Origin of the sequence: Tsukamurella sp. 8F, from assembly GCF_029167375.1 — a bacterium.
GTDB lineage: Bacteria > Actinomycetota > Actinomycetes > Mycobacteriales > Mycobacteriaceae > Tsukamurella.
On record NZ_JARFTP010000005.1, the window covers coordinates 61,419 to 77,406 of the forward strand.

The 15,988-nt window shown below is 68.1% G+C and carries 16 protein-coding genes and 1 pseudogene; 10 read left to right on the plus strand and 7 right to left on the minus strand.

What is annotated here, in order from left to right; translation table 11 throughout:
* Nucleotides 1–3 precede the first annotated feature (3 nt).
* The 3 genes from P0W64_RS05355 to P0W64_RS05365 are packed head-to-tail and all read right to left on the minus strand — an operon-like array spanning nucleotide 4 to nucleotide 3,205.
* On the minus strand, nucleotides 4–1,578 hold the full coding sequence (locus P0W64_RS05355) for an AMP-binding protein (RefSeq protein ID WP_275479041.1): 1,575 nt from the start codon (nucleotides 1,576–1,578) through the stop codon (nucleotides 4–6).
* The gene (locus P0W64_RS05360) at nucleotides 1,578–2,336 is read right to left on the minus strand and encodes a CoA-transferase (RefSeq protein ID WP_275479042.1); all 759 of its coding nucleotides are present in this window, start codon (nucleotides 2,334–2,336) and stop codon (nucleotides 1,578–1,580) included. Before P0W64_RS05360 ends, P0W64_RS05355 begins: the two co-directional genes overlap by 1 nt.
* Nucleotides 2,333–3,205 carry a CoA-transferase gene (locus tag P0W64_RS05365; RefSeq protein WP_275479043.1) on the minus strand — a complete coding sequence of 291 codons (873 nt, stop codon included), beginning with the start codon at nucleotides 3,203–3,205 and terminating at the stop codon, nucleotides 2,333–2,335. The genes P0W64_RS05360 and P0W64_RS05365 overlap by 4 nt, the downstream gene beginning before the upstream one ends.
* 105 nt (nucleotides 3,206–3,310) lie before the next feature.
* On the opposite strand from P0W64_RS05365, the pseudogene P0W64_RS05370 reads away from it, so the two are divergent.
* A pseudogene (locus P0W64_RS05370) lies at nucleotides 3,311–3,679 on the plus strand (nuclear transport factor 2 family protein); the annotation flags it as partial.
* Between the two features lie 14 nt (nucleotides 3,680–3,693).
* Here the strand turns inward: P0W64_RS05370 and P0W64_RS05375 are convergent.
* Complete coding sequence (locus P0W64_RS05375) at nucleotides 3,694–4,341, minus strand: MBL fold metallo-hydrolase (RefSeq protein WP_275479044.1); 648 nt, start codon at nucleotides 4,339–4,341, stop codon at nucleotides 3,694–3,696.
* 87 nt (nucleotides 4,342–4,428) lie between these two features.
* Here P0W64_RS05375 and purS point away from each other — a divergent pair, with 87 nt between their 5' ends.
* From purS to P0W64_RS05390, 3 genes are read left to right on the plus strand one after another with little or no spacing between them, the layout of a single operon-like run.
* A complete protein-coding gene (purS, locus tag P0W64_RS05380; protein ID WP_275479045.1) occupies nucleotides 4,429–4,668 on the plus strand; it encodes a phosphoribosylformylglycinamidine synthase subunit PurS in 240 nt (79 codons plus the stop codon).
* Nucleotides 4,665–5,339: a phosphoribosylformylglycinamidine synthase subunit PurQ gene (purQ, locus tag P0W64_RS05385; protein WP_275479046.1), complete on the plus strand. Its 675-nt coding sequence runs from the start codon at nucleotides 4,665–4,667 to the stop codon at nucleotides 5,337–5,339. The genes purS and purQ overlap by 4 nt, the downstream gene beginning before the upstream one ends.
* Before the next feature lies 1 nt (nucleotide 5,340).
* Nucleotides 5,341–6,642 (plus strand): M18 family aminopeptidase, encoded by a 1,302-nt coding sequence (locus tag P0W64_RS05390; protein ID WP_275479047.1) that lies wholly within the window; start codon nucleotides 5,341–5,343, stop codon nucleotides 6,640–6,642.
* On the opposite strand, the gene P0W64_RS05395 is transcribed toward P0W64_RS05390, so the two are convergent.
* Entirely contained in the window at nucleotides 6,578–7,555 is a 978-nt protein-coding gene (locus P0W64_RS05395) for an iron-siderophore ABC transporter substrate-binding protein (RefSeq protein WP_275479048.1), read from the minus strand. The genes P0W64_RS05390 and P0W64_RS05395 overlap by 65 nt on opposite strands.
* A gap of 148 nt (nucleotides 7,556–7,703) precedes the next feature.
* Between P0W64_RS05395 and P0W64_RS05400 the strand changes: the two genes are divergently transcribed.
* From P0W64_RS05400 to P0W64_RS05415, 4 genes are all read left to right on the plus strand, one after another.
* A complete protein-coding gene (locus tag P0W64_RS05400; protein WP_275479049.1) occupies nucleotides 7,704–8,573 on the plus strand; it encodes an alpha/beta hydrolase in 870 nt (289 codons plus the stop codon).
* Entirely contained in the window at nucleotides 8,560–9,762 is a 1,203-nt protein-coding gene (locus tag P0W64_RS05405) for a M28 family peptidase (RefSeq protein WP_275479050.1), read from the plus strand. Before P0W64_RS05400 ends, P0W64_RS05405 begins: the two co-directional genes overlap by 14 nt.
* Nucleotides 9,759–10,712, plus strand: coding sequence for an enoyl-CoA hydratase/isomerase family protein (locus P0W64_RS05410; RefSeq protein ID WP_275479051.1), 954 nt, complete (start codon nucleotides 9,759–9,761; stop codon nucleotides 10,710–10,712). Before P0W64_RS05405 ends, P0W64_RS05410 begins: the two co-directional genes overlap by 4 nt.
* A 68-nt stretch (nucleotides 10,713–10,780) precedes the next feature.
* On the plus strand, nucleotides 10,781–12,022 hold the full coding sequence (locus P0W64_RS05415; protein WP_275479052.1) for an alpha/beta fold hydrolase: 1,242 nt from the start codon (nucleotides 10,781–10,783) through the stop codon (nucleotides 12,020–12,022).
* Here the strand turns inward: P0W64_RS05415 and P0W64_RS05420 are convergent.
* Together P0W64_RS05420 and P0W64_RS05425 are read right to left on the minus strand one after the other, a co-directional pair.
* Nucleotides 11,994–12,686, minus strand: coding sequence for an SGNH/GDSL hydrolase family protein (locus tag P0W64_RS05420; RefSeq protein WP_275479053.1), 693 nt, complete (start codon nucleotides 12,684–12,686; stop codon nucleotides 11,994–11,996). The two genes, P0W64_RS05415 and P0W64_RS05420, sit on opposite strands and share 29 nt — an antisense overlap.
* Nucleotides 12,683–13,858 carry an acetyl-CoA C-acyltransferase gene (locus P0W64_RS05425; RefSeq protein WP_275479054.1) on the minus strand — a complete coding sequence of 392 codons (1,176 nt, stop codon included), beginning with the start codon at nucleotides 13,856–13,858 and terminating at the stop codon, nucleotides 12,683–12,685. The genes P0W64_RS05420 and P0W64_RS05425 overlap by 4 nt, the downstream gene beginning before the upstream one ends.
* A 99-nt stretch (nucleotides 13,859–13,957) precedes the next feature.
* On the opposite strand from P0W64_RS05425, the gene P0W64_RS05430 reads away from it, so the two are divergent.
* Together P0W64_RS05430 and P0W64_RS05435 are read left to right on the plus strand one after the other, a co-directional pair.
* Nucleotides 13,958–14,398 carry a helix-turn-helix domain-containing protein gene (locus P0W64_RS05430; protein WP_275479055.1) on the plus strand — a complete coding sequence of 147 codons (441 nt, stop codon included), beginning with the start codon at nucleotides 13,958–13,960 and terminating at the stop codon, nucleotides 14,396–14,398.
* Between the two features lie 82 nt (nucleotides 14,399–14,480).
* The gene (locus tag P0W64_RS05435) at nucleotides 14,481–15,962 is read left to right on the plus strand and encodes an amino acid permease (RefSeq protein WP_275479056.1); all 1,482 of its coding nucleotides are present in this window, start codon (nucleotides 14,481–14,483) and stop codon (nucleotides 15,960–15,962) included.
* Nucleotides 15,963–15,988: the final 26 nt, after the last annotated feature.

Consider the following 15,988-nt stretch of genomic DNA (forward strand, 5'->3'; position numbering starts at 1 on the left):
TCGTCAAGGGCGAAGACCGCGTTTCACGACCTTGCCGCTCGCGGTGCGCGGAAAGGCATCGACGAACGAGAACCCGCGTGGCACCTTGTAATTCGCGAGCCGATCGCGACAGAACGTTGACAGCGCAGTGGCGTCGACGGCGCCTTCTCGCGGCACGATGAAAGCGTGTCCCACCTCGCCGAGCCGATCGTCGGGCACGCCGACCACCGCGGCTTCGACCACGTCCGGATGAGTGCTGAGCGTGTTCTCGACCTCGGCCGGGTACACGTTGAACCCTCCGACGGTGAACATGTCCTTGAGCCGATCCGTGATCTTCAGGCCTCCTAGTGAATCCAAGTGGGCGACATCGCCCGTGTGCAGCCAACCGTCGTCGTCGACTGCGGCGCGTGTGGCGACCTCGTCGTCGAGGTAGCCGAGCATCACGGAGGGGCCGCGCAGAAGTAGCTCGCCGTCGGTTCCGGACGGTACGTCCGCACCCGACGGCGCGACGATGCGCGCCGCGAGCCCGGGGACGACCTGGCCCGTCGACTCGGCGATGGCATCGATCGGTGTGCCCGGCCGGGTCATGGTGACCACGAGGCACTCGGTCAGACCGTACGCCTGCGCGACCCGGTCGAAGTGCAGTTCGTCGAGCATTCGCGGAAACAGGTTGTCCGGCACGGTAGCCGCGCCGCACGTGGCGAAACGCAGTGACGTGGTGTCGAACCGGGACAGCTGCGGCTCGCCCAGGAGTCCGATGAAGACGGTCGGTGCGCCGGGGAGGACGGTGATCCGCTCAGCCTCGATCCACGCCAACAGCGAGGGTGGGTCGAAAGTCAGGACCGGATGGATGGACGAACCCGCCGTGAGCGCCGCGATGACGCCGGCCTTGTACCCGAAGCCGTGGAAGAAAGGACTGACGATGCCGTACCGGTCGCTAGGCGACAGCTCGGCACCCTCCGCCCAGGTGCGTCCGATCCCGACCGTCTGCCGGTGGCTGGACATCACTCCCTTGGGGCGGCCCGTGGTTCCCGACGTGTAGAGCACATCGCACAGGGTGTCCGGGGTGACTCCGGCGATCGCTGCGTCGAGCGCACCCGCCTCGGTTCTCACCCCGCCGGCGAGGAACTCGTCCCAGCCCAGCGCTGCGCCGCCGAACCCGAGATCGATAACGGTCCGCAGCGATGGCAGACCCGGAATCGGACCGTCACCGCCGACCGTCGCGTCCGGTGCATCGCGAAGCATCCCCAGGTAGTCGGTTTCCAGAAACCCGTTACAGAGCAACAGAACCCGCGCTCCGGAACGCTCCAGCACGTCCCTAGCCTCGGGCCCGCGGTATCGGGTGTTGAGTGGGACCACCGCTGCCCCGATCATCTGCGCGCCCAGCAGCGCGAGCACGAACTCGTGTCGGTTCGGCGCCCAGATGGCCACCCGGTCACCACTGCCGACGCCCAGCGCGAGATACGCCGTCGCGGTCCGCCGCACTGCGTCGTACAGCTCGGCATAGGTCAGCGTCACAGCGTGATCCGTGATCGCGAGGGCACCGGCGTGCAGTTCGGCAGCCTCCCGGACGAGGCCGGGGACGGTGTCCGGGGACATCAGGTGCGGACCTCGCGATCGCGCAGCGAGCCGGGGTCGATCGCGGTCCGGATGAGCCCCAACTCCTCCGCGTCGGGAGCCCGCGTCGTGCCTGCGGAGGACGCGTCGATATCGAATCCCGTCGCCGCCTGTAGCTGTTCGACCGTGACGCCGGGGTGCAGGGAGCGCACCTTCAGACCCCCCTCATCGTCGTAGTCGAGAACCGCGAGGTCGGTGACGACTACGCCCAGGTCGTGGAATCGCAGCGGCGCTCCGGCGGCCGTGGCGCGGTCGTTGCCCACGCCCGACACCACATCGACCTTCTCCACGAAGACGCGCGTGGAATGCCGGGGCACCCAGTAGTCGGTGCGATGGTTGGCGGTGTTGCCGGGCGCGCCGCGTACGCCGATGAGCTGACGGTACGGTTTGCGCCAGTCGCCGATGGCGGAGATGTTCTGGTTGCCGTACCGGTCGATCTGGCTGGCCCCCATCATCGAATGGCGGCGCCCGCCCGCCAGGACGGTGAAGATGTCGCGGAACGGTATCCACCCCTCGATCAGGCCACCGGCGTCGGCGCCGTGGCCGAGTGGCGCGGGCTCCGCCATGAGGAAGCACGTGCCGTCCGTGAGGACGAGATCCGGGTTGTGGGTCAGGCGCGCGAGTCGCGCGCCGATGTTGGGGACGAGCCCCACGGCGTGCGCGAGCACCTCGCCACTGTCGCGCCACGCGTCGCTGCACGCGGTCACGCAGATCTCGGCCCGCGTGGCGTCGTCGGTCATGCGCGCTCCTTCGCAGCGCTGGAAGAGAACTCGGCCACGGCGTCCTGGTATGCGGATTCGTCGCCGGACAGATAGGTGGAGGTGAATTCGGCCCATGCGGCGCCGTCGGCGGCCGCGGACGCGTAGTGCTTCTGGAAGGCTTCGTCGCGTGGATGGTCAGGCTCGCAGCTCGTGAAGTGCGCGCCGTTCGGCGTCTCGAGCACGCCGCTCGTGAACAGCCGGCTGATGAGCAGGGTGTGGTGCGATGCGGTGGCCGTGAGTTCTGCGGTGGGGACTATCCGCTCCGCCGACATGTAGGTCTCGTCGGCGGCCATGGCGAACAGGTCGTCGAAATACGGGTCCGGCCCCAGGTATTGGCCGTTGCCGATCGCGTCTGCACGGTTGACGTGGATGAGCGCGGCGTCGAGGCGGATGCCTGGCACGGCGACGTACTCGTCGTCGTCGTACGGTGATCGGACGGTCTTCAGCCCGGGGTTCATCGTCATTACGTCGCTGGCCATGCCGGCGCGGATCGGCATGAAGGACAGGCGATTCGCTCCCGCACGCAGGGCGGCGACGAACATGCCCTCGTCGTACTCGGTGGTCTCGACGGTGCCCGCCTCCCTGGCCGCGCGGAAGTGCGGATCGAGGGGGATGCTGTCGAGCGACACGAACCCGTATATCAGGTGCCGCACCCTGCCGGCGGCGCACAGCAGGCCCACGTCGGGGCCGCCGAACGTGACCACCGTCAGGTCCGTGATATCGCTGCGCAGGACCTCGCGGACCATGGCCATCGGTTTGCGCCGCGACCCCCAACCTCCGATGCCCAGAGTCATGCCCGAGCGGAGTCGACCGGGCAGGCGGTCCAGCGGCATGGTCTTGTCGCCCATACTCCGTCCTCACTATCGAACCTAACGCTTGATTGGTAGCGTAGCAGCGGCGAGTGCTCGTCGGCAGTCCGTTGGCGGGTTCGCCCACGTGGAGGAGAGGGCTTCATGAACGAGTCGGTCGACAGGCGGATCCGCAGCACCGTCGAGGCATACGTGGAACGGGTCGGCAGCGGCACCGGCGCGGAGATCGCCGCGCTATACGCCGACGACGCGACGCTCGAGGATCCGGTGGGCTCCGAGCCGAAGGTCGGGCGCGCGGCGATCACGGCCTTCTACGAGCAGATCGAACCGATGCGGCGCAGTACCGAGCTGCTCGCGGTGCGCGTGGCGGGCGACTCCGCGGCGTTCCACTTCCGCATCGTCACCACCGCGCCGGAGGGAGCCGTCGACATCACACCCATCGACGTCATGACGTTCGACGGCGAAGGGCGCGTCACGAGCATGCGCGCCTACTGGGCCCCGCAGGACGCGCGCTTCACGCCCGCCGGTCAATCCAGCTCGACCGGCACCTCGTCGGGGAAGGGGAGGAACTCCGTCGCCGGGTCGGCGAGGCGCCCGAGCTGGCCCAGGTAGATGCTCGCACCGAAGTCCGACAGCAGTGCGTCGTGGATCGGCACGGCGCGCCGCGGCTTGACGGCCCGCAGGAAGTCGACGGTCTCCGACAGCTTGGCCCAGGGCGCGTTGGCGGGCACGCCCAACACCTCGACGTCGACATCGGGGACGAATAGCGCGTCGCCGGGGTGATAGAAGCGAGCGGGGCGGTCGCCGCTGCCCAGCAGGAACGACGTGTTGTCGATCTGCGGGATGTCCGGATGGATGATCGCGTGCCGGCCGCCGACGGCGCGGGCGGTGAGGCCGCCGATCGTGAAGGTGTCTCCCGCCGCGGCCGCGTGCCAGCCGCCGCCCAGCTGCGCGGCGGTCGTCGGATCGGCCAGCAACGTCGCGCCTGGATTCGCCTCCACGAGGGAGGGGAGGCGGTCGACGTCGACGTGATCCGGGTGCTGGTGGGTTATGACGATGGCGTCCAGGCCGGTCAGGCCCTCGAAGCCGTGGGAGAAGCTGCCCGGGTCGAAGAGCACGGTCGTGCCCTCCGCTTCCACGAGCACGCAGGAATGGTGGAAGTGGGTGACTCGCATGGGGCCAGTATGCGCCGGTAAACTGACCGTCGCGTTGAAAGTAGAGGCTGTCTCGAGCGGCCCATCGAGCCCGGGAAGGGGCAACACGTGGCGCGGATCGTTGTGGATGTCATGCCGAAGGCGGAGATCCTGGACCCCCAGGGCCAGGCCATCGTCGGCGCGCTCGGTCGGCTCGGCTACGCCGGGGTGAGCGATGTGCGGCAGGGCAAGCGGTTCGAGCTCGAGGTGGCCGACGATGTCGATGACGAGGCGCTCGAGAAGATCGCCGAGGAACTGCTGGCGAACACCGTGATCGAGGACTTCTCGGTGAGCCGGGTGGCGAAGTGACGAAGGTCGGGGTCATCACCTTTCCCGGGACTCTCGACGACGTGGATGCGGCGCGCGCAGTCGAACGTGCGGGCGGCGAGGCGGTTGCGTTGTGGCACAAGGACGCCGATCTCAAGGGCGTCGACGCCGTGGTCGTGCCCGGCGGCTTCTCCTACGGGGACTATCTCCGGGCGGGAGCGATCGCGTCGATGGCGCCCGTGATGCGCGAGGTCGTCGACGCCGGACGCAAGGGGATGCCGATACTCGGTATCTGCAACGGCTTCCAGATCCTGTGTGAGTCCGGCCTGCTGCCGGGCGCGCTCGTACGCAACGAGGGACTGCACTTCATCTGCCGCGACCAGTGGCTGCGCGTCGAGTCGACCGACACCGCGTGGACGTCGCGTTTCGAGTCGGGGGCCGAGATCCTGGTGCCGCTCAAATCCGGCGAGGGCCGTTACGTCGCCGACGAGACGGTGCTCGACGAGATCGAGGGCGAGGGACGCGTCGCCTTCCGATATGCCGGCGACAACCCCAACGGGGCGATGCGCTCGATTGCGGGAATCGCCTCGCCGGATGGCCGTGTCGTCGGCCTCATGCCGCACCCCGAGCACGCCACCGCGGCGCTGACGGGGCCCTCCGACGACGGACTGGGTCTCTTCTACTCCGTACTCGACGCGGTGCTGGCGGCCTGACATGAGCGGCGCACTTCTCCCCGTCGCCGAGACTGCGTTTCCCCACGCCGAGGCGATGTGCGCCTTCATCGACAGTTCGCCCTCGCCGTTCCATGTCTGCCAGACGGTGGCGCGGATGCTCGAGGACGCCGGCTTCACGGCATTGTCGGAGGTCGACACGTGGCCCGGGCCGGGCCGCTACTTCGTGGTGCGCGGCGGCTCGATCATCGCCTTCGACTCGTCCGGCTTCGACCACGGCGAACTGCCCGCTTTCCGCATCGTCGGTGGCCACACGGACAGCCCCAACCTGCGGGTCAAGCAGAACCACGACCGCGAGTCCGTCGGTCTCGCGCAGATCCGGCTCGAGCCGTACGGTGGCGCTTGGCTGCACTCGTGGCTCGACCGGGATCTCGGCATCTCGGGCCGGATCGCCGTGCGGCAGGGCGACGAGGTGGTGCACACCGTCGTGCGGATCGACGAGCCGCTGCTGCGCGTCCCGCACCTCGCCATCCATCTGTCGGAGAACCGCAAGGGTGTCGAGCTCGATCCGCAACGACACCTGGATGCGATCTGGGGCGCGGCATCGTCGGGGTCGTTCCTGGAACGCGTGGCCGCGTCGGAGGGATACCACGTCGAAGACGTCCTGGGCTTCGAGCTCATGGTCCACGATCTCGCGCCGGGTCGCCTGATCGGCGCCGACGGCGACCTCGTCTCAGCTCCGCGCCTCGACAACCAGTGCACCTGCTACGCGGGGACGCGCGCGCTCATCGAGGCATCGACCCGCGGGGCCGGCGTGGTGCCGGTGCTCGCGCTCTTCGATCATGAGGAGGTGGGCTCGTCATCGGATCGCGGTGCGGGTTCGGACTTCCTCATCACGATGCTGGAGCGGATCGCACTGACTCACGGGCTGGGCCGCGAGGATTTCCTGCGCGCGCTCGCGCTGTCGGATGTCGCATCCGGCGACATGGCGCACGCCACGCATCCGAACTACCCGGACCGGCACGAGCCGGGGCACCACATCGCCGTCGGCGGTGGCCCCGTGCTCAAGGTCAACCAGAACCTGCGGTACGCGTCCGACGCCGACGGCGAGGCCCTGTTCGTCCTCGCAGCAGAGCAGGCGGGCGTGCCGCTGCAGCGCTATGTGCACCGGGCGGACCTGCCGTGCGGGTCCACGATCGGGCCGATCACCGCGACTCGCACCGGCTTGACGACGGTGGACGTGGGAGCACCGCAGCTCGCGATGCACAGCGCCCGCGAACTCATGGGCGCCGCGGACGTGGGGTATTACTCAGCTGCGTTGACGGCGTTCCTCGCGCCGGCGTAATCGGCGCTGCGGACATGAACTTCTTCATGTCCGCGAGCACCCGGTCCGCTGCCACGACTGATGCGTTGATGAACCACGGGTCGACATCGACCTCGAAGGCGTGTCCGCGGCGTACCGTCGGGAGCTGTTTCCAGACGTCCTTCGACGTGATGCCGGACGAGTCGCCGGGGAATGCATAGAACAGCCAGTCGGCGTCGAGGAGGTCGGTGCGCTCGAAGGAGAGGCTGTGACCGGCGGTGTCGTCGAAGCGCTGGGATAGCGGCCGGGTCAGGCCGGCGTCGGCGGCGACAATACTCGCGAGGGCGAGCGTGCCGAAGTACAGGTACTCGGATCCCTTGCCGCGCACCAGGGATACGGTATCGGCGCTACCACGCGCGGCGCCCCAGTCGTGGGCTCGTCGCTCGTAGCCGGCGAGCAACTCGTCGCCCTGCGCGCCCTTGCGCAGGGCGTCGGCAACCACTTTCAGGTCGCTCTTGAAGTTCTCCGACCCACCCGACGTGAGGACGGTCTTGGTGATCTGTGCCAGGGAGTTGTTGAGTTGCTTGGTATTCCGCTTGTTCGAAAGGATCAGATCCGGTTTCAGTGCCGCCACCTTCTCCATGTCGGGAGTCATGCGTTCGCCGACTATCGTGATGGCGTCGAGGTCGTACCGGGAGCCGAACGCGTCCTGGATGTACGCGGGGATGCCACGGCTGTCGGTGGCTTGGGATACGGCGACCGCGAGACCCACGGGCACGATCCCCAGTGCAAGGCAGTGATCGAGATGGCCGGTGGACAATGCGATCACGCGCTTCGGGGCGTCGGCAGCGGAGGACGCCGACCGGCTCGTCGGGGCGCCGCACGCGGCGAGGAGTGTGGCGGCGCCGAATCCGGCGGCACCGCCGAGCATGGCGCGGCGCGTCATCTTCTTCATATTAGGTAACCCTATCTTGCCTGGTGCTGGTGCGGCGAGACACCTCGTGGCCGGGTCTTGACGTTCTTTGTGGAGTTCGAGCATACTCACGGACTATCAGTCGTTCACAGAGTGATACTCGGTCAATCGCCGGCGTGAGGAGAGACAGATGGTCGTACGGGATGTCGCACTCTCGGCGGGGACGATCCGCTACCGTGACAGCGGGAGCGGGCCGGCCGTCGTATGCGTGCACGGCGTGTTCGCCGATTGCGCCGTGTGGCGGAAGATCGAATCCCCTCTGGTATCAGCTGGTTTGCGTGTCGTGACACCGACGCTGCCATTGGGTGCGCACGTTCTGCCGATGGCCGTGGACGCCGATCTGTCTCCACGCGCGGTGGCGGGTCTGGTGGCCGAATTCCTCGATGCGCTCGATCTGCGGGACGTGACGTTGGTGGCTACCGACACCGGTGGCGCGATCGTGCAGCTCCTGCTCGCCAGCGGACGCCACGACCGTATCCGCGGGGTGGTGTTGACGCCATGCGACTCGTTCGACAACTTCCTGCCGCGTTCGATCCGGATCATGCAGTACATCGCGCGCGTCCCGGGACTTCGGGTGGCGGCGCTCCAACCGTTGCGCCTTCGACCGGTGCAGCGCTCGACCTATCGCACCTTGGCCAAACACGGTGTCCCCGACGAGGTCGCGGCAGCGTGGATGCGGCCGCTGCTGTCCGACCGGGGGGTGCAGCGTGACATGTCGCGTTTTCTGGCGGCGATCGACCACCGCGACACCCTGGCCGCCGCCGAGACCTTGCGCAGCTTCGAGAAACCGGTCTTGCTGGTGTGGCCGCGGCGGGCGCCGTTCTTCCCCTTGAAACACGCTCACCGATGGGTCGAGATGCTTCCGGACGCACGGTTGGTGGACGCCGGTGACAGCTACACCTTCGTCTCCGAGGACGAGCCGGAACTCCTCGCCAGGGAGATCACGACATTCACCCTGCACCGTCGAACTGTAGGGGAGGCTGCGCATGACCGGGACTGACGGCCCGACCCGGGGTGTCCCGCAGGAAGAGTCGGCACCGAAAGATCATGAACGAGAACGACTCTACCGGGACGTCGCTCGTCTGGTCGAGTTCGATCGGCGCACTGCGACAGTCGGTGAGCACCGATCTGCGCAGTACATAGCCGGCGAGTTGGTCGCGCTCGGTGCCGCGGACGTTGCCACGCCGACCTTTCGGACGCAGTCGTCATGGGCACCGGCGCATCTGGCCCATGTCGCGATCACCGCGGCCGCAGCGGCGTTCCCCCACCGCACCGCCCGGATGGTGGCTGCGCTGACTGCGATCTCCTATGAACTCGAGGTATCGGGTCGCAGCCAGTGGGTGCGGCGACTGATCCCGGCCCGGCGTGGCACGTCTGTGACGGCCCGCATACCGGCCGGTGGGCGGTCGTATCGCACCCTGATCCTGGTGGCTCACCACGACGCGGCGCACAACGGGTGGGTATGGCAGCGGTCGGCCGTGGCGGCCAGCCAGTGGTTGTCGAGGCGCACGGGCCGCGCCGTCCCCAGCCATGTACCGGCCCTGTCCGCGATGGTGGCGGCCGCCGTGCCAGGACGCGTGCCGCGTCTCGTCGCTGCCGGTGTGTTGGCGGGAAGCGCGGCGCTGATGGCGCAGTCTATGCGCAGCCGCACCACACCGGGTGCCAACGACAACGCCTCCGGTGTGGCCGCGGTACTCGAACTCGCGCGCCGGTTGATCGCCGATCCGCTGCCCGGCACCACTGTGCTGGTGGTACTCCCCGGCGGCGAAGAGGTCGGCAACACCGGTATCCGCCAGTGGCTGCGACACAATCGACCCCAGCTCGATCCCGAGACCACCTTGGCGATCAACCTCGACGCGGTGGGCAGCCACGGCCCACTGGCCGTCGCATACCGCGAGAGTCTCAGCAATCCGCTGTCGCGACAGGCGGTGCGGCGGGCACGCGAATGCGCTGCCGAGCTGGGTATCGACATCCGGACCAGGGCGATCCCGAACCCCACCGACGCTGTCGGATTGACGCACGCCGGGCTGACCACCGTCTCCCTGTTGTCCGACGAAGACGGCTGGATCAGCCATCTGCACCGTAGCTCCGACACGATCGACCAGGTCGACTGGCGGACGGTCGGCCACGCGGTCACGCTGAGCCATCACATCGCCGCAGCCTGGGCAGCCGAAGGAGACCGACGATGAGCCCCAGCGCCTCTAGGTTGACCACCGTCCAAGACGGTCGGGTGCTGACTGTGACGTTCAACCGTCCGCCAAGGCACTTCTTCGACGAGGCCATGAGCGTGGCCTTCGACGACGTCACCCGCGCCGTGGCTCGCGACTCGACGATCGGCGCGGTGATCTTCACGGGTGACGGCGACCGGTTCATCACTCACTTCGATGTCCCCGATCTGTTGCGCGGCGCCCGCACGATTCCCTTTCCGGTCGGCTACCGAACCGCTCGCGCGGTCGCCGGCGCCGCGCGCCTGGCAACAGCCAGCCGCACCGTGGATCGCACACTGCGCGCGACTCCAGCGCGAGACGTGGTGTTCATGGGGCGCATCTACCATTCGCTGAACCGGCTCAACCGCATGGACAAAGTGGTGATCGCCGAGATCAACGGCCTTGCCCTGGGGATGGGCTGTATCGTCGCGCTCGCCTGCGACATCCGACTGATGGCCGACGATACCCACATCGGACTGCCCGAGACCGGGCTGGCCTTTCTGGCCGGCGCCGGTGGGACGCAACGGCTGACCCACATGATCGGGACGAGCCGAGCCTTGGAACTGCTTCTCGATGGACGCTGGCTGACCGCCGCACAAGCCCATGACCTCGGGCTGGTCCACGAGGTAGTCGCCCGTGACGATCTGTCCGAGCGTGCCCACGCCGTCGCGCAGCGTCTCGCTCGACGCTCACCAGTCAGCATCCGTGAGATCAAACGCAGCGTCTACGACGCCGCTACACGGCCGATGCGCTCCGGGCTCGCACGCGAAGCCGCCAGCACGATCACCACACTCTCCGCCAGCGACGCCGAACGCGCGATGTCCGCGTTCAACACCCACCTGTCCACGGTCGGGGAACTCACGGACGATGCCATCCTGCGCGGCTGGCACCCCCTACTCGAACATGGTGTCCCCCCATCGGACCCGTCGTAGCCCACGCAATCGGCGACGAGGGCTATCGTCGGGGGACGTGCCGTGGGTTATCGAGTGCGGAGGCGGGCATGGACACCAAGCGCCTGACGTGGGATATGGGCGGCACCCGATTGGCCGGTGAGGAGACCGGCGACGGGCCGGCGCTCCTCTTGCTGCACGCGGGCGGCGAGAACAGGACCGTCTGGCGCGATTGCGCAAAGCGCCTTGCGGACATGGGCTTCCGATCCGTCGCCGTCGACCAGCGCGGGCACGGCGAGAGCGATGCACGCGATGCCCACGACCTCGCGGTGCTGGGGCGAGATGTCGCCGCCCTGCTGGCGACCTTCGACGTTCCTCCCGTGGTGGTCGGAGCATCGTTGGGGGGATTCACGGCGTTGCATGCCCTCGCCGATCCTGCAGTCAGGGCGAGGTGCTCGGGGCTCGTTCTGGTGGACGTCGTTCCCACCCCCGCGGCGCGCGACGTGTACGCCTTCCTCGGGCCACGCGGGCTCGCGGGGGATCCGCTTGTGGACGAGATGCTCAGTCGCAGAGGAGAACTCGAAGCGGCCGCCCGCTCGCTGGATCTACCCGTGCACCTCGTGCGCGCGGGTGACGGCGCGTTGTCGGGCGGTTCGGTAGCCGACGCGGCGGCGATGATCGGCGGACTCGTGGTCCACGAGCTACCCGGTGCGGAGCATCTCGTGGCCAGGACGGCGCCGGCGGCGCTGACAGACGTCCTTGCCTTCGTCGCGGACGACGACGATGTCCGGCGGCGACGCATAGCGGCGGTCCTGCGTGCGTGTGGTGCGGAGGATGCGGAGCACCCCGGCGGCACTCTTGCGTCGCACCTACTACGCACGGGAGAGCGTCTGCGGCAGTGGGGATCCGAAGCGTGGCTGGTCGACGCGGGATGCCTGCACGCGGCGTACGGGACGGAGGGGTTCCCTACCGCGTTGCCGGGAGTGACCCCGGAGGTGGTGCGGGCTGCCGTCGGCGTTCGTGCCGCAGGCCTCATCGATCTCTATTGCCACTGTCGCCGTGCCGACAGCTACGCGACCTTCGCCGGCCCTCACCCGGTCGTTGTCGATCACCGGACCGGCGAGCGGCATCCGCTGGGCCGGATGACACTCCGCGCATTCGTCGAACTCACCGTGGCCAACGAGATGGACGTGCTGATCCACTCGGCCGAGCTGCGCCGGAAGTACGGCGCCGGCCTGGCCGCGTTGTTCGTCGACTGGCGTGGCCTGGTCGGCGAGCGGGCCCGCGCCGCTGTCGATGCGTGGCCCGGTGCGGTCGACGCCGTCAGCAGTGCCGCTGCGACCGGAGACTGACGAGGCGCTCGCCGAGGGCGCGGACCATGATGCTGGAGATGACCGCCTGTCCCACCGCGGCGAAGTGGATCCGGTCGGCGCTCAGGAGGTTCGGGCGTTCGTTGACCGGGTGATTCCAGCATTCGGCGACGACTGTTCCGTGCTCGTCGGCGAGCATCCGCGTGATGTCGTTGAGGCGCGCGACCCGGTCGGTGAAGTCGGGGAACGCCGGTACGACGAATGCGTTGCCCAGGGTGAAGACGCTGGACTGCGCTCCCGTGGCGGCAGCCCATTCGTACATCGCTCGGAGATCGTCCTCGATCCGCCCCCAGTCGGGCTCGCGGCGCATGATGTCGTTGGCCCCGCTCCCCAGGTGCAGGAGGTCGGGTGCGAAATCGTCCATGCGCGCCTTCTGTTCTCGGAGGGCGCGTTCCGTGGTGACACCGACGACCGCCGTGTTGAGGTAGTCGAGGTCGGGATGTATCCGTCGCAACGCCTGCTCGACCCGCACGGGCCAGCCCGCACCGTCGTAGCCGGGCGTCGCGTCCCCGACGCCGAGCGACAGGCTGTCCCCGAAGACGCCGAACCGGTGCCATGGGGCGTCGCTGAGTACACCGGCAGCCTCGCGGGGCGTCATCACGTCGGGATCGGTGGCTTCGGTGAAGATCTGTGACGACGTCGTCATCGCTGGTCCAGCCGCTCGATGATCGTCGCGTTGGCGAGGCCGCCTGCTTCGCACATGACTTGCAGCCCGTATCGTCCACCCGTCTGCTCCAGCGCGGACAGCAGCGTCGTCATGAGGCGTGCGCCCGAGCCGCCGAGTGGGTGACCGATGGCGATCGCACCGCCGTTGATGTTCACCTTCCCCAGATCGGCGCCGGTCTCTCGCTGCCACGCCAGCACGACCGACGCGAAGGCTTCGTTCACTTCGAACACATCGATGTCGCCGATGGTGAGCCCGGCGCGGGCAAGAACTCTCTCGGTCGCGGGGATGATGCCGGTGAGCATGAAGACGGGGTCGTCGCCGACGACGGCCACGGAGTGCACTCGGGCGCGTGGCCGAAGCCCGAGCCGCCGGGCAGCCTCCGCGCCGGCGACGAGCAGGGCGGCGGCTCCGTCGTTGACAGGCGAGCTGTTACCTGCGGTGACGCGCCAGTCCAGGTCGGGATAGCGGTCGGCCCAGTGTTCGGTGCGGAACGCGGGCCGCAACGCGGCAAGAGTCTCCACATCGGAACCGGGCCGGATGGTCTCGTCCACGGCGAGGTCGTTGAGCATGCTGATCTGGTCGTCGAACAGGCCCTCGGCCCACGCGCGTGCTGCTCTACGGTGACTCTCGACCGAGAACTCGTCGAGCTCGCGACGCGATATGCCCCAGCGCGCCGCGATGAGCTCGGCGCTGATCCCCTGCGGCACCAGCCCCTGGTCGTAGCGGGCGCCGACGCGCGAGCCCAGGAAGTCCCTGCCCAGCGACTGCGACCCGATCGGGATCCGGCTCATCGACTCCGCCCCGGAAGCGATGGCGACGTCGTAGGCGCCGGCCATCACCCCTTGCGCGGCGAAGTGCAGCGCCTGCTGGCTGGAACCACATTGCCGGTCCACGGTCACGGCCGGAACGGACTCTGGGAACCCGGCGCCGAGAGCGGCCCAGCGTGCGGTGTTGCCGGACTGCTCACCGACCTGCCCGACGGCGCCGCTGATCACGTCGTCGACCACGGCCGGGTCGATACCTGTGCGACGCACCAGTGCTGCCAGCACGTGGGCGTGTAGATCGACGGGGTGCACGTCGGCATACGCACCGCCCGGTCTGCCTTTCGCCACTGGAGTGCGAACGGCGTCGACGATTACTGCATCGGACATGGTGTCCTCCATTCCGGAGTAATGAGTTGGAATATCAAACTGACTAGACGATGGCACAGTCGGTTTGGAAACGCAACCGACTAGGGGGATGATGTGGGCATGCCGACAGCACCCGCAGCTCAGACTCCGCGAGACTGCACGATCGCCGACGCACTGGAGGTCGTCGGCGACCGTTGGAGTCTGCTGATCGTGCGCGAACTCTTCTACGCCGAACGCAGGTTCACCGAGATCGCGCGCAACACCGGTGCGCCGCGCGACATCCTGACGACCAGGCTGCGCAAGCTGGTCGAACACGGTGTGATCAGGCGAGAGCAGTACAGCGAGCGCCCGCCGCGTTACGAGTACCGGCTCACCGAGGCCGGCCGGGCGCTGTCGCCGGTGTTGCTCACGCTCAAGCGATGGGGGAACGAGCACGTGCGGAACGGTGACGACCCGGTGCGGTTCGACCACACCTGTGGGGGTGAGTTCGTCGCAGAGGTGCACTGCGAGGCGTGTGGCGAGGCGCTGAGGCACGGGCAGCTGACACTGGAGGACGGATGATCCTGGACTGGTCCACCATTCGGGATCGCCTGCCTGAACGGTGTTGCGGGGTACACCCTGTGCCTAGGTATCCTGCGCAACTATGACCAACACGTCCGATTCCGTGGAGGCGGCGACCGAATCGCCGCACCTGAGCCGAGCACTCGGTAACCGGCACATCCAGCTGATCGCGATCGGCGGCGCCATCGGCACCGGCCTGTTCATGGGCTCGGGCAAGACCATCTCGGTCGCCGGGCCGTCGGTGATACTGGTGTACTGCGTCATCGGCTTCATGCTGTACTTCGTCATGCGGGCCATGGGGGAGCTGCTGCTCTCGCGCTCGGGTTACCGCAACTTCTCCGACTTCGCGGGCGACATCCTCGGACCGTGGGCCGCGCACTTCACCGGCTGGACCTATTGGTTCTGCTGGGTGGTCACGGCCGTGGCAGACGTGGTGGTCATCTCGAGCGTGTATGTCACGTTCTGGCTCGACTCCATCCCGCCGTGGATCCCCGCAGTCCTGGTCATCGCGCTGCTGATCGGGCTGAACCTACCGACCGTCAAGGCATTCGGCGAGACCGAGTTCTGGTTCGCGATGATCAAGGTGGTCGCGATCGTCGCGCTCATCGTGATCGGCGCGGTGATGATCATCGCGGGTTTCACCCACGACGGCGCCACCGCATCGCTGACCAATCTGTGGGACCACGGCGGCTTCTTCCCCAAGGGCATCGCGGGTTTCGTCGCCGGCTTCCAGATCGCGGTGTTCGCGTTCGTCGGCATCGAGCTCGTCGGCACCGCGGCCGCCGAGACAAAGGATCCCGAGAAGAACCTGCCGCGCGCGGTGAACTCGATCCCGGTGCGCATCCTGCTGTTCTACGTCGGGTCGCTGGTCGTCCTGATGGCGGTCGTACCCTGGGACCGCTTCGACGCGGACCAGTCGCCGTTCGTCATGCTCTTCTCCCTCGCCGGGCTCGGCGCGGCGGCGCACCTGGTCAACGCGGTCGTGTTGACTTCGGCCACCTCGTCGGCCAACTCGGGGATCTACTCGACGTCACGGATGGTGTACGGCCTCGCGACCGACGGTGACGCGCCCCGCGCGTTCGCCAAGCTCTCGTCGCGCAGGGTCCCGCAGAACGCACTGTTCCTCACCGGCGTCGTACTGCTGTCCGCGGTCGTCCTGCTGGCGTGCGGCCTGGACAAGTCGACGGGCTTCACCATCGTCACGACGGTGTCGTCCCTGTGCTTCATGTTCGTGTGGACGGTCATCCTGGCGAGCTATCTCGTGTATCGGTCGCGGCGCCCGCAGGACCACGCCGTCAGCCGCTTCCGGATGCCGCTCGGCATGGTCATGCCCTGGGTGGTGTTCGCGTTCTTCGTGTTCCTGGTGTGGGCGTTCACTCAGGAGACCGACACGCTTCAGGCGCTCATCGTGACGCCGATCTGGTTCGTCGCGGTGGCCATCGGCTACGTGTTCGTGCGGCGGTCGCCGCGCCACGCCGAACTGCGTGCGGCGCACGCGACCAAGGTCGCGGAGGAGAAGGCTGCGGCCGAGCGCTGGCGCGGGGCGTCACGAGTCGAGTCCTGAGGAGGCCTATCCCGCACATATACGGG

What these genes read in the sequence shown, in the direction of transcription:
- P0W64_RS05425 (WP_275479054.1), bottom strand. Translation starts at nt 13,858, where the DNA reads ATGTCCGATGCAGTAATCGTCGACGCCGTTCGCACTCCAGTGGCGAAA.
- P0W64_RS05355 (WP_275479041.1), bottom strand. Translation starts at nt 1,578, where the DNA reads ATGTCCCCGGACACCGTCCCCGGCCTCGTCCGGGAGGCTGCCGAACTG.
- P0W64_RS05375 (WP_275479044.1), bottom strand. Translation starts at nt 4,341, where the DNA reads ATGCGAGTCACCCACTTCCACCATTCCTGCGTGCTCGTGGAAGCGGAG.
- P0W64_RS05405 (WP_275479050.1), top strand. Translation starts at nt 8,560, where the DNA reads ATGACCGGGACTGACGGCCCGACCCGGGGTGTCCCGCAGGAAGAGTCG.
- P0W64_RS05400 (WP_275479049.1), top strand. Translation starts at nt 7,704, where the DNA reads ATGGTCGTACGGGATGTCGCACTCTCGGCGGGGACGATCCGCTACCGT.
- P0W64_RS05435 (WP_275479056.1), top strand. Translation starts at nt 14,481, where the DNA reads ATGACCAACACGTCCGATTCCGTGGAGGCGGCGACCGAATCGCCGCAC.
- P0W64_RS05395 (WP_275479048.1), bottom strand. Translation starts at nt 7,555, where the DNA reads ATGAAGAAGATGACGCGCCGCGCCATGCTCGGCGGTGCCGCCGGATTC.
- P0W64_RS05430 (WP_275479055.1), top strand. Translation starts at nt 13,958, where the DNA reads ATGCCGACAGCACCCGCAGCTCAGACTCCGCGAGACTGCACGATCGCC.
- P0W64_RS05390 (WP_275479047.1), top strand. Translation starts at nt 5,341, where the DNA reads ATGAGCGGCGCACTTCTCCCCGTCGCCGAGACTGCGTTTCCCCACGCC.
- P0W64_RS05415 (WP_275479052.1), top strand. Translation starts at nt 10,781, where the DNA reads ATGGACACCAAGCGCCTGACGTGGGATATGGGCGGCACCCGATTGGCC.
- P0W64_RS05420 (WP_275479053.1), bottom strand. Translation starts at nt 12,686, where the DNA reads ATGACGACGTCGTCACAGATCTTCACCGAAGCCACCGATCCCGACGTG.
- P0W64_RS05360 (WP_275479042.1), bottom strand. Translation starts at nt 2,336, where the DNA reads ATGACCGACGACGCCACGCGGGCCGAGATCTGCGTGACCGCGTGCAGC.
- P0W64_RS05365 (WP_275479043.1), bottom strand. Translation starts at nt 3,205, where the DNA reads ATGGGCGACAAGACCATGCCGCTGGACCGCCTGCCCGGTCGACTCCGC.
- P0W64_RS05410 (WP_275479051.1), top strand. Translation starts at nt 9,759, where the DNA reads ATGAGCCCCAGCGCCTCTAGGTTGACCACCGTCCAAGACGGTCGGGTG.